This is a genomic window from Lacrimispora amygdalina (assembly GCF_900205965.1).
Classification (GTDB): domain Bacteria; phylum Bacillota; class Clostridia; order Lachnospirales; family Lachnospiraceae; genus Lacrimispora; species Lacrimispora amygdalina_A.
The window spans coordinates 229160-240641 of the sequence record NZ_OAOF01000006.1; the positions used below are offsets into that span (position 1 = coordinate 229160).

Genomic DNA, 11482 nt, shown 5'->3' on the forward strand with positions numbered 1-11482 from the left:
AATCTTAATATACTAATATGAATATTTCAACCGGTATTTCTCCAGATATTTAAGGATCCAGTAAGGATTAACACTCATCTCCTCATTGTGATCTGTCCGGATATAAATTCCAAGGTGCAGATGCACATCAAAATTCCCGGTGGTTCCTTCCACTTTACTGTAACCGGTATCCCCCATAAACCCCAGCAGCTCACCCGCATTCACCTTATCTCCTTTTTTCCACTCTCTGCTGTAACCATAGAGGTGGGCATAATACAAATAGGCTCCCCCCGGAGTCCGTATCCCCAGCCGCCAGCCGCCTTTTTCCAGCCAGCCCACCTTTTCCACGACTCCGTCACTGATGCTGATGATGGGATAGGTGCCTCTGGGTTTTTCATTTCCCATTACATCACAGCCTTCATGTCCCCGTTCTCCGCCATAAGAGCGGCTTTCCATCCAGCCATCTTCAAATTTAACACGAGGAAAATCCGGATCAGTATTTTCAGGAACAGGAAAATACTTAAGATCACCCAGTATGGTTTCATACGCCTTTTTTAACTTTCGGTATTCTGCAGGCTTTACTTTTAAAAGTCTGTTTGTATGTACGGTTACATCCTTCACCTTTGTTAAATCATACTGGTGTTCTACCATCAGGGAGGTGAGGGTATCATAGTCGATCTCCTCCCAGCCTGCTACTATTTTCCCAAGCTGCATACTTCTGAAATCATCACTCTCCCATGTGTAGGCATTCAGCTGATAAAACGTGGGATTATTATAGAGATAATCAATCATGGTCACATGAAATACGGAAAGGATCAGGATTAAAAAAACAATCACCATCATATCAATCTTGCCTTCTCAATATATTGTATAAAACAATCTATTCAGGTGGGTATGAAAAAATCCTTCATCCGTCTTCTTTCTGTCGCTGCGCTGTTTCTGCTGCTCTTTTTACATGATACCGCATTTGAAGGAGCCAAAAGCGGACTGATTCTTTGGGGCAGTGTTGTAGTTCCCACGCTTCTTCCTTTTATGATCTGTTCCAATGTAATTGTTTCCTTAAATGCCATACATATTCTGATATTTCCGGTCAGACAGCTTCTGCACCGGTTCTTCTGCCTGTCTGATGCCGGGTGTTATACCTTCGTTTCCGGCCTGCTCTGCGGCTATCCCATGGGCGCCAAAACCTGCAGCGAATTTATGGATGAAAACAGGATTACGCAAAAGGAGGGGAAATATTTATTAGCAGTCTGTAATCATCCCAGCCCCATGTTTCTTCTGGGATATGCAGCCTCTGCACTTCCAAAAACTGTACCGGTCTGGATTCTTCTGCTTTGTATCTATCTCCCTGTTATACCGGTATCCCTTGCAGCCCGCATCTGTTACCGGGTGGAACGTCCGTTTCGTTCCTTACCCGTATCAAAAGAATCCGTAAAATCTTTTGATGAAAGCCTTATGGATTCCTGTGAGGTAATGGTGAAAATCGGCGGATATATCATGCTTTTTTCCATCGTGGTCTTTTATATCATGAAGCTTGGCTTCCTTTCACCGGAATATAAGGCAGTACTTCTTGGATTTGTGGAAATCACTACAGGGATCCAGGCAGTTTCCCATGCATTTACTGGAATGGGGGGCGGATTATGGATCAGTGCAGTTACAGCATTCGGCGGCTTCTCCGGTGTCTTTCAGACAAAGAGTGTCATAAAAAATGCCGGATTATCCATCCGGCACTATGTAGCATGGAAAGCAATACATACTCTCCTTACAATCCTACTTTTTATTCTGCTGACCCGTCTTGCGGTACTTCTGCCGTCTGTATAACAGCTCCTGTCAGCTCCTGACGGTTAGATGATACAATATCATAGCTTGACTGCATGGAAGTCATAAAAGCGTCAAAACGCCCCTGTGCACCCTCCATGGAGTGACTGATGATCGTCTGCAGACTCTTTAACATATCATCTGTATATTGAACGGAGCTTTGGCGGATCCCGTTCGCATCAGCAACAGCCTGTTCCACGATCTGTTGTGCCTGGACCTGAGCCTGTTCTATAATCTCATTGGCCTGGGCATATGCTTTCTGCATAATCTCATGCTCATTCACCAGTTCATTGGTCTGGGCATTGGCCTGGGCCAGAATAGAATCAGCCTGCTGACGGGCTTCGCCCATAATGGCATCCCTGTTGCTGATAATCTTCTGATACTGTTTGATCTCATCGGGAATCCGAAGACGCAGTTCCACCAGCAGCTCTTCCAGTTCATCTCTGTTCACCACAATCTTACTGTTAGAAAGGGGCTGGTACTTACAACTGTCAATATATTCTTCTATTTCACCGATTAACTGTTCAATTCTGCTCATCATAATACGGACACTCCTTGCTTTATTTCGTTCTATCTTCTATTTTCTTCCTTACACGTTCTGCAATCTCCTGAGGCACAAACGCGTTTATCTCACCGCCATAAGAGGCAATTTCCTTCACAATGCTGGAACTTAAGTAGGAATACTTTAAATTCGTTGTTAAAAACACAGTGTCCACCTCTGGTGCAATCACCCGGTTTGTCTGTGCAATCTGTAATTCGTATTCAAAATCCGTTACAGCCCGAAGCCCGCGGATTACCGCTTCCGCCTGATTGGCTCGTACAAAATCGATTAACAGCCCTCCGAAAGATTTTACTTCTACATTCTCTAAATTAATCGTCAGGCTCTTTAACATATTAACACGTTCTTCTACAGAAAACAACGGAGTTTTTGAATTATTATTTAAAACTCCAATAATTAAATGGTCACACATTCTTGCCGAGCGCTCAATAATATCTAGATGACCATAGGTCACCGGATCAAAGCTTCCCGGATATACTGCTTTTCTCATATTGTCTCTTCCTTTTATCTATTCTTTTTCAGTTCTTGTTACAAATACATGCTTATTGGTTTTGTAATTCTTCTCTCTTGTAATCTCATATCCCATGGACTTCAGATAATCAAAATCCGTATCCAGAGAAGCTTCGATAATTATGGTAGTGTCTTCGTTGATCAGGGAGGAAGCGGCGAGATATTCCAGAACCCGTTTTTCCCATTCCATACGATAGGGAGGATCCATAAATATAACATCAAACAGATAATCTTTATCCTCCAGACGCTTCAAGGCTGCTAAAACATCACAGTTCATGACGACTGCATCATCCTGAAGACGTGTTGTCTTTAAATTCTCCCGGATACACTCCGCTGCTTTCTGGTTTTGTTCCACCATTACTGCCAGTTTCGCACTCCGGCTTAAGGCCTCAATTCCGATAGCTCCGCTTCCGGAGAACAAATCCAGAAAACAGCAGTCCGGGATCTGGTCATGAATCATATTAAAAAGTGTTTCTTTTATTCTGTCAGTTGTTGGTCTCGTATCCAGACCCTCTATTGTTTTTAAAATAAGCCTTCTGGCTTTTCCGGCGATTACTCTCATATATAGTTTCCTCACATTGTTTTTCCAGACTATTATAGTATGAATATAGAAATTATACAACACAAAAAGAAAGGAGCCGCAGCTCCTTTCTTAATCAAATGAATGATTACCGGACTGTAGCTCCTTTTTGATGTTTACAGATTATTTACCTGCAACCTGTCTTTCATAGGCTTCAACCATTTTCTTAACCATATATCCGCCTACGGAACCGTTCTGTGCGGAAGTTAAGTTGCCGTTGTAACCATTGGTTAACGGTACTCCTAATTCGTTTGCTACTTCCATTTTGAAACGATCCATTGCTTCTTTTGCTTCTGGTACATTTGTAGTGTTAGATTTTCCTGACATAATAAAATGCCTCCTTTTCATCTATTCACCATGTCAAAACTTTTTTTCATGGTGTGTTTTGTGCTACACTCCTATTATGTCTCTAATAAGGTGAAATACACTAGAAGGTTTTTCGTAAAATGTTATTTAAAGGAAAATATTAAACACTTCAAATCAGCCTTAGCTCAGTATCTTTTCAATATTCGTTTTAACAAGCTGGAATGCCACCTCATTCATGCCGCTGTTAATAATTACATCTGCCATTGGCTTGGTAGGTTCTACATAGAGATAATGCATAGGCTTAACCGTAGTCAGATACTGCTCCACAACCCCTTCAATATCTCTTCCCCGTTCCTTCACATCACGGATCACGCGGCGTAAGATCCTCTCATCTGCATCCGCCTCAACAAAAATCTTAATATCAAACATATTTCTTAATCGTTCATCTGCAAATACCAGAATACCTTCAACTAAAATAACCTTTTTAGGCGCCACCTTAACGAACTTGTCAGAACGGTTGTGTTTGGAATAATCATATATCGGACACTCAACCGATTCTCCGTTTCGCAGTGCAGCCAGCTGTTCCAGTAAAAGCTCTGTCTCAAATGCTTCCGGGTGATCATAATTCATCTTTTTTCTTTCTTCGAAAGGAACCCCATCCTGACGTTTATAATAATTATCATGGTAAAGAACTGCTATATTATCACAAAATGCTTCTTTCAACCGGTTGGTAAATGTTGACTTTCCTGATCCGGTGCCACCGGCAATTCCTATTATAACACAATTCATCTTCCGCAATCCTCCACTTATCTGGTCCTGTTCACACAAAATTTATTCTAACAGAAAGCCCTGCCAAATTCAATGGTTTTCCTGGCTGTATCTGCATTTAATCTTTTATCTGAATATAATAATTTGCCAGTGTGACAGTCATGTAGGGATATACATAAATATATGCTAGACCGCATGTGACTCCTGCAAGTAAAATCCATAATATAAAAGACAAATTTAAAACAAAATATTCCCATAAATGTCCGTCCATGATTTCCTTGCTCTCCCTGATACATTGGAAAATTCCTTTATCAGGATTTTCAACCATAATAAAAACAGCCTGGGAATAGCGCAAAGCAGCAATAATTCCCGGTATGATCAGCAAAAGGGTCCATAACGTAATAAATATCACTATCATCAGGGAAAGTCCCAGTGCCTTTAGTAAATAGTATGCACTGGAAAACAAGTCTCCATAGGACATGGATTCATCACGTTTTGCCACTTTTAAACAGTAAGTGGAATAACCAAATTCCAGTAATGTACTTATAATAAAATATATTACAAAGAAAGCAATACTAAATATAATAAATGACTGCCATTGGTGCAGATCTGCATGGGTATTTTCTAGTATTTCCTCCCATTTATCCAGAAAAAGCTGGATTACAGATAAAACCGTGAGGATTACTCCCATAATAACAGTAACCAGATATGGGCTTACCAATGCCTGACTCATAGCATCTTTCGCATCTGTTTTTAAAGCTTCCCTATTCATACTGCGCCTCCTTTTTCATGCTTTCTTACTTACAGATTCAGCCTGTCGTAACTTTTCTCCAGATATTCACTGAGCTTTCTGTTCAGCTCTGTATTTTCCTCTTTTTTAAGATCCGGATCTTCTGAAAAAATATGCTTTACTTCGTCTGATACCGTTTTTAACAGATTTGCATCTGTAAAAATATCACCCAGTTTAAATTCCAGCTCTCCGCTTTGCCGGATGCCGAATATATCGCCTGGTCCTCTTAATTTTAAATCTTCCGAAGCAATGAAAAAACCGTCATTGGACTTGTTTAAGATATCCAGACGCTCCTTCGTCCCATCCTGACCGGAACCATTCACCAGAATGCAGTAAGACTGATGTCTGCCACGACCGACCCTGCCTCTTAACTGGTGAAGCTGGGCAAGACCGAACCGTTCTGCATTCTCAATCATCATGACTGTCGCATTGGGTACGTTTACTCCAACCTCAACTACCGTAGTGGAAACAAGAACGGAAATTTCACCGGCTGCAAACCGTTCCATAATAGAATTCTTTTCCTTTGCTTTCATCTTACCGTGAAGATATTCGATACTGATTTGCGGAAGCGCCTTTTTTAAAGATGCTGTATAATCAATAACATTCTCCGCATCGATCATTTCACTTGCCTCTACCATGGGGCAGATCACATAAGCCTGGCGACCGGCTGAAACTTCTTTTTTTATGAAATCATATGCTTTTTTCCGATATCCCGTATCCACCACGCAGTTCTTTATAGGAAGACGATTGGCAGGAAGCTCATCAATTACAGAGATATCCAGATCACCGTAAATAATAATAGCCAGAGTTCGGGGTATGGGAGTTGCACTCATAACCATTACGTGAGGCTCTTTTCCTTTTTTTCCAAGAAGTTCTCTCTGTCCCACACCAAACCGGTGCTGTTCATCGGTAATAACCAGTGCAAGATTATCATAGATGACCTTCTCCTGAATAAGCGCATGCGTTCCTATTATAATATCCGCTTCATGGGCTGCTATTTTCTCATAAGCAATTCGCTTCTCCTTTGCAGTCATGGAGCCGGTAACAAGAATAGGCACCTTTGGGATCTGATATTTGTCAAACAGATCCATCATTGATTCATAATGCTGTCTGGCAAGAACTTCCGTAGGAACCATTAACGCGCCCTGATAACCGTTAAAGGCGGCCTGCATCAAAGCGAGTATGGCAATAATAGTTTTTCCTGACCCCACATCCCCCTGTACCAGACGATTCATAACCTGGCCGCCGGTGATATCCGCATAGACTTCATCCAGTACCTTTTGCTGTGCGCCTGTTAAAGAATAAGGCAGACTGGCCTGAAAGGAGTTCACTTCCTCTGACAATTGAATTTCAAAGGGACTGGTCTTGTTCACTCTTTTATCCTTTAATCGTCTGACAGCCATTAAAAAGAGAAAGAACTCATCAAAAACCAGCCTTTTTCTTGCAAACAAAAGTTCCTTCCTGTCGGCTGGAAAATGGATATGTTCAATGGCAAAATTGTATTCTGCAAGCTCATGCTTTTTTCGCAGATCTGCAGGCAGATAATCCCGTATCATACGGCGCGAAGCCAGTGCCTGTTTTTGAGCGCGTACAATAGTTTTGTTGCTTAGTCCCTTCGTCTGACCGTAAACTGGCTGCATGGAATGAAGTATTTCTCCATAGGCTTCCGGCGTGTAGACCTCCGGCTGTTCCATAACAAGCCGTCCGCTTTTCTTTATAATTCTGCCGCGCAGTACTGCCCGCATACCCGCTTTCAGCGTCGCATGCAGGTAAGGCATATTGTACCAGATCAGCTGCAGTGTACCGGATCCATCTCTTAAACTGGCTGTAACAACCTGTACACGGCTGTATCGTTTCACATCAGGTGTTCTCTCAAGCATTCCGGCCACTGTCATTACGGTATCCGGTCTGATTTCGGCGATAGGTGAGGGTTCCTCATACGTATCATATGCCCTTGGATAATATTCCAGAAGATCTTCTATCGTATCTACTCCAATCTTTTGAAAGAGCCTGCTGGTTTTTTCACCAATTCCCTTTAGTGTTTCAATGGATTTTAGATTCATTCGTTTAGCTGCCTCCTTTCAATTCAGTTAGAAGAATTCAAAAAAACCGGGCAGACCGTTGTTTTGTCTGCCCGGAATCCTATGCTCTGATCCCCTTTTATTCTACGGAAATCAGATAATAATAAATTGGCTGACTGCCGGAATGAAGTTCCACTTCACAATTTATGAATTGTTCTTCCGCTTTTTCCTTTAATGCACTGGCAGCTTCTTCGCTCACGTCTTTACCATAATAAATAGTAATCAATTCCGATTCTTCTTCAACCATGGCTTCCAGTGATTTCAGAGCAGTTGTTTCAATCTCTTTTCCCACTGAAAGAATGCCGTGATCTCCCAGAGCCATAATATCACCTTCTTCGATTTCAATGTCATCGATGGTGGTATTGCGGACTGCATAAGTAATCTGTCCGGTCTTTACACGTGACATCTCTTCCGTCATGTTGGCTTCATTTTCTTCGGGGGATAAATCAGGTGCAAAATTTATAATGGCAGTGATACCCTGTGGAATCGTCCTGGAGGGGATAACGATTACTTTCTTTCCCTCGACCAGACTTTTTGCCTGCTCCGCAGCCAGAATGATATTCTTATTATTTGGCAGAATGTAGATTGTGTCCGCATTTACCCGTTCAATGGCGTTTAACATATCCTCTGTACTGGGATTCATGGTCTGACCGCCCTGAATTAAGTAATCCGCTCCAATGCCTCTAAAGATCTCGTCAAGCCCTTCTCCTGCAGATACTGAGATAAAACCATATGGCTTTCTTGGCTCAGATTTCTTTTCTTCTGCCTTCTGCTGTGCTGCCAGTTTTTCTGATTCTTTAATCAGTCTTTCCTGGTGTTCTTCTCTCATGTTGTCAATCTTCATTCGGGACAGGGAACCAAAGGTAAGTGCCTTTTGAATAGCAAGTCCCGGATCATTGGTATGAACATGTACCTTTACAATATCATCATCTGATACAACGACAAGAGAATCACCTATGGATTCTAAATAACCTTTAAATTCCAGCTCTGCCTTTTCGTTATAAGGCTTTTCTAAATTAATAATAAACTCTGTACAGTATCCAAATTTAATATCTGCTTCTTTTAAAGCAACACCTTCGGAGCCTGATACCGTCTCCTTGCGTCCGGCAGTTTCTACCGTAAGATCAACTTCCTTACCTGTAAGGAAATTAAATGCCCCTTTTACTACCTGCATCAGTCCCTGACCACCGGAATCCACAACACCTGCCTGTTTTAAAACAGGCAGCATCTCAGGTGTCTGGCTTAACACATAATCGCCCTGTTCAATAACCTGTTGGCAGAAATCGATAATATCCTCTGTCTCAGTCACCAGCTCAGCAGCTTTTTCTGCCATGCCTCTTGCAACTGTCAGAATGGTTCCTTCTTTGGGTTTCATAACTGCCTTATAGGCTGTCTCTGTGGCTCTTACAAAGGAATTAGCCATAATAGTAACGGTCACCTGGTCAGCGGCTGCGATCTCTTTAGTAAAACCTCGGAACAACTGGGATAAGATTACGCCGGAGTTTCCTCTTGCGCCTCTTAAAGAACCGGAAGAAATAGCTTTTGCCAGAGATTCCATAGTCGGATTCTCAATAGCAGCCACTTCTTTTGCAGCTGACATAATGGTCATTGTCATGTTTGTTCCGGTATCTCCATCTGGTACCGGAAATACATTCAATTCATTAATCCAGTCCTTTTTTGCTTCCAGTTCTTTTGCACCTGCTAAAAATGCCTTCTGCAGCATCTTTGCGTCTATATACTTCATACCCACAGGTAGTTTCCTCCTTAATCAATCACTCTTACGCCTTCGACAAAGATGTTAATCTTATCTACCGTCATACCGGTGAATTCTTCTACTTTGTATTTTACATTTTCAATCAGATTATCCGCCACTGCAGATATGCTGATTCCGTATGCTACGATCACATGAAAATCAATAGTGATATGGTTGTCCTGAATCAAAACATTGATTCCATGTGTCAGTCCTTCCCGTTTTAACAGCTTAACGAGTCCATCCTTCATGCTGACAGCCGCCATACCGACAATACCGAAGCACTCAACTGCAGTTGTTCCGGCGTACATAGCGATAACATCGGGGCTTACCTGGATTTCGCCCAGTTTATTATTGATATAACCCTTCATAGTCTCTACCTCCGTTCTTTCTGTCTGTTTTGATTATACATGATTTTTCCAAAAAAAGAAACAAATTTTTAATTTTCACTTGCAAATCGTTGTAATTTCTGTTATCATACACTTGTTGTGGATTTTTCAACCAATAAAAATCCAAGTTACTTTTAAGGAGGTGCAATCATGGCTAAATGTGCAATTTGTGAAAAGGCTGCTCACTTTGGCAACGCAGTGAGCCATTCCCATAGAAGATCCAATAAGATGTGGAAAGCAAATGTAAAGTCCGTTAAAGTTAAAGTAACAGGCGGCGCTAAGAAGATGTACGTATGTACTTCCTGTTTAAGATCCGGATTAGTTGAAAGAGCTTAATCGTAGGAAACTCCTGGCTGGTGACAGTCAGGAGTATTTTTTTATAATGATGAGACCCGGTTGATCCAATCGGGCCTCAATAATAACATCAGCTGTCAACAACAAAACAGATTATATCCCAGTACCAGACATCCAATTATAAACAGAATTGTAACGATCGTCGCCGGGATAAACAGTAGGATAGCCATACCTGCTCCAAAGCAAAACAGCATAAGTCCGCATACTCTTCTCATATCATCCCTCAATCCATTCAGGCTATATATAATATCCTATGCGGCTTATCCCTTTCTTATTCTTCTTCTGCTTTTTCTTTCTCTGCAGCAGCAGCCATTTCCTCTGCCACCTTAATTGCCTCTGGCGACACCTCTTTACTTCCTGTCGTAAATTTATTGACAAAATCCGGAACCATGTCAAGAATCTTTGTCACCGCATCCTGCTGCTTGATATTAACCAGTTTTGTCACACCATTTTGTATAATCAGTATGGCACTGGGGCTCATCTTTGCATGCATTCCTCCGGCACCCTTCTCTTTTGCATTTTCTGAAAAGGATCCGGCGGCCATTCCGCAGGTCACATCCACCAAAGGCAGAATAATGGTATCATCCAATTTTACTGCTTCTCCCACAACCGTCTTTGTCGCAACAAAGGCATCCATACCTTTAAACAGTGCCTCTACCGTAGACGTAAAATAATTATCTGCCATTGAACGCAATTCCTCCTTTATCGAAGCCATCTCTTCAACAGAACCCTGAAGTTTTTATCAAGAAACATCCGCAAACCAATAACAAGGACTGTTCCCAGTCGTACCCTGCCCTGAAATGTTCCCTCAGCGGTAAACACGGGCTGGTCAAAAACCGGATACAGATTCCAATTCTTATGAAAGAACGGATAAAGCATGCTGGCCGCCATAAGTACCTGTCCGGTCAGACCCGGGTCCTCAAAACCAAAGGTCACAGTTCCATGTCCCTTCACAGGGAAAATATGATGAATCAGACGTTTTACCTGTCTGAAAAGCAGTTTTGCTGTCTTCTGATTCTGAGTGTTGGTAAGAAACGCCTGAATTTCCTCTTTCTTATTCTTCATGTTCTTCCAAGTGTCACAAATTCTCATGTATAAATGCCTGATTTTGTTTAGAATATGAATGAATTTCTTCTTTATCTTGTAATATAAGGTCCGAATCCAGGACATTCTCTTAACATGTTCTGACGGCTGAGGCTCTTGGGGCTCTGAATCTTTAAGGATTGTATCTTTAACATCCTCTCCCAATCGTCTTGCTTCCTTTACGGTTTCCGGCTCCTTTACCTCCATAGCCTGAACCATAATTTCCTCAGCTTCCTTCATCTCCTCATCCATCTTTTTTGGTTTCATAATTTGAAATCCAAACAAACGGACAACAATCAGAATTTCATTCTCATACCGGACCGTGACAGAAAGGATATGTAGCAGCCAGGAAATCTTCATATTTCCCTTCACTCGGTTATAATAAGATCCTTCCCCACGGTAACGGACCGGAACGAAAAGTACCAGCAGAACTGCCAGTAAAATAAGTCCTGACAGAATCAGGATCAGCAGCCCTAACAGTTTTAAAATAAATAAAATTATATGAAGCATGAACA

14 protein-coding genes are annotated in these 11482 nt (G+C 41.8%); 2 read left to right on the forward strand and 12 right to left on the reverse strand.

The genetic code is table 11. The features are described from left to right. Positions 1-12 precede the first annotated feature (12 nt). Positions 13-822: a M23 family metallopeptidase gene (locus CRO04_RS10960; RefSeq protein WP_097004284.1), complete on the reverse strand. Its 810-nt coding sequence runs from the start codon at positions 820-822 to the stop codon at positions 13-15. Positions 823-873: 51 nt separating this feature from the next. On the opposite strand from CRO04_RS10960, the gene CRO04_RS10965 reads away from it, so the two are divergent. Continuing rightward, positions 874-1800, forward strand: a complete 927-nt coding sequence (locus tag CRO04_RS10965; RefSeq protein ID WP_097004285.1) for a nucleoside recognition protein — start codon at positions 874-876, stop codon at positions 1798-1800. Here the strand turns inward: CRO04_RS10965 and CRO04_RS10970 are convergent. From CRO04_RS10970 to CRO04_RS11010, 9 genes are all read right to left on the reverse strand, one after another. Beyond that, positions 1757-2338, reverse strand: a complete 582-nt coding sequence (locus CRO04_RS10970) for an HrpE/YscL family type III secretion apparatus protein (RefSeq protein WP_207654433.1) — start codon at positions 2336-2338, stop codon at positions 1757-1759. The two genes, CRO04_RS10965 and CRO04_RS10970, sit on opposite strands and share 44 nt — an antisense overlap. A gap of 19 nt (positions 2339-2357) precedes the next feature. Further along, entirely contained in the window at positions 2358-2846 is a 489-nt protein-coding gene (gene coaD, locus CRO04_RS10975; protein WP_097004286.1) for a pantetheine-phosphate adenylyltransferase, read from the reverse strand. A gap of 18 nt (positions 2847-2864) precedes the next feature. After that, positions 2865-3428, reverse strand: coding sequence for a 16S rRNA (guanine(966)-N(2))-methyltransferase RsmD (gene rsmD / locus CRO04_RS10980; protein WP_097004287.1), 564 nt, complete (start codon positions 3426-3428; stop codon positions 2865-2867). Between the two features lie 141 nt (positions 3429-3569). Beyond that, complete coding sequence (locus tag CRO04_RS10985; protein WP_097004288.1) at positions 3570-3773, reverse strand: alpha/beta-type small acid-soluble spore protein; 204 nt, start codon at positions 3771-3773, stop codon at positions 3570-3572. A 159-nt stretch (positions 3774-3932) separates the two neighbouring features. Further along, a complete protein-coding gene (gene udk / locus CRO04_RS10990; protein WP_097004289.1) occupies positions 3933-4541 on the reverse strand; it encodes a uridine kinase in 609 nt (202 codons plus the stop codon). Between the two features lie 97 nt (positions 4542-4638). Next, the gene (locus CRO04_RS10995; protein WP_097004290.1) at positions 4639-5292 is read right to left on the reverse strand and encodes a DUF975 family protein; all 654 of its coding nucleotides are present in this window, start codon (positions 5290-5292) and stop codon (positions 4639-4641) included. A gap of 29 nt (positions 5293-5321) precedes the next feature. Further along, a complete protein-coding gene (gene recG, locus CRO04_RS11000) occupies positions 5322-7373 on the reverse strand; it encodes an ATP-dependent DNA helicase RecG (RefSeq protein WP_097004291.1) in 2052 nt (683 codons plus the stop codon). Between the two features lie 97 nt (positions 7374-7470). Beyond that, complete coding sequence (locus CRO04_RS11005) at positions 7471-9141, reverse strand: DAK2 domain-containing protein (protein ID WP_097004292.1); 1671 nt, start codon at positions 9139-9141, stop codon at positions 7471-7473. A 14-nt stretch (positions 9142-9155) separates the two neighbouring features. After that, positions 9156-9512 (reverse strand): Asp23/Gls24 family envelope stress response protein, encoded by a 357-nt coding sequence (locus CRO04_RS11010; protein WP_097004293.1) that lies wholly within the window; start codon positions 9510-9512, stop codon positions 9156-9158. Positions 9513-9680: 168 nt separating this feature from the next. Between CRO04_RS11010 and rpmB the strand changes: the two genes are divergently transcribed. Beyond that, entirely contained in the window at positions 9681-9866 is a 186-nt protein-coding gene (gene rpmB / locus CRO04_RS11015) for a 50S ribosomal protein L28 (protein WP_097004294.1), read from the forward strand. 289 nt (positions 9867-10155) lie between these two features. Here the strand turns inward: rpmB and CRO04_RS11020 are convergent, their stop codons facing one another. Further along, the gene (locus CRO04_RS11020; protein ID WP_097004295.1) at positions 10156-10569 is read right to left on the reverse strand and encodes a GerW family sporulation protein; all 414 of its coding nucleotides are present in this window, start codon (positions 10567-10569) and stop codon (positions 10156-10158) included. Positions 10570-10586: 17 nt separating this feature from the next. Beyond that, positions 10587-11477 (reverse strand): DUF2953 domain-containing protein, encoded by an 891-nt coding sequence (locus CRO04_RS11025; RefSeq protein WP_097004296.1) that lies wholly within the window; start codon positions 11475-11477, stop codon positions 10587-10589. Positions 11478-11482 lie beyond the last annotated feature (5 nt).

Coding starts and splice junctions, on each gene's coding strand:
- CRO04_RS10960 (WP_097004284.1), bottom strand. CDS start 822: ATGATGGTGATTGTTTTTTTAATCCTGATCCTTTCCGTATTTCATGTG.
- CRO04_RS10965 (WP_097004285.1), top strand. CDS start 874: ATGAAAAAATCCTTCATCCGTCTTCTTTCTGTCGCTGCGCTGTTTCTG.
- CRO04_RS10970 (WP_207654433.1), bottom strand. CDS start 2,338: ATGATGAGCAGAATTGAACAGTTAATCGGTGAAATAGAAGAATATATT.
- coaD (WP_097004286.1), bottom strand. CDS start 2,846: ATGAGAAAAGCAGTATATCCGGGAAGCTTTGATCCGGTGACCTATGGT.
- rsmD (WP_097004287.1), bottom strand. CDS start 3,428: ATGAGAGTAATCGCCGGAAAAGCCAGAAGGCTTATTTTAAAAACAATA.
- CRO04_RS10985 (WP_097004288.1), bottom strand. CDS start 3,773: ATGTCAGGAAAATCTAACACTACAAATGTACCAGAAGCAAAAGAAGCA.
- udk (WP_097004289.1), bottom strand. CDS start 4,541: ATGAATTGTGTTATAATAGGAATTGCCGGTGGCACCGGATCAGGAAAG.
- CRO04_RS10995 (WP_097004290.1), bottom strand. CDS start 5,292: ATGAATAGGGAAGCTTTAAAAACAGATGCGAAAGATGCTATGAGTCAG.
- recG (WP_097004291.1), bottom strand. CDS start 7,373: ATGAATCTAAAATCCATTGAAACACTAAAGGGAATTGGTGAAAAAACC.
- CRO04_RS11010 (WP_097004293.1), bottom strand. CDS start 9,512: ATGAAGGGTTATATCAATAATAAACTGGGCGAAATCCAGGTAAGCCCC.
- rpmB (WP_097004294.1), top strand. CDS start 9,681: ATGGCTAAATGTGCAATTTGTGAAAAGGCTGCTCACTTTGGCAACGCA.
- CRO04_RS11020 (WP_097004295.1), bottom strand. CDS start 10,569: ATGGCAGATAATTATTTTACGTCTACGGTAGAGGCACTGTTTAAAGGT.
- CRO04_RS11025 (WP_097004296.1), bottom strand. CDS start 11,477: ATGCTTCATATAATTTTATTTATTTTAAAACTGTTAGGGCTGCTGATC.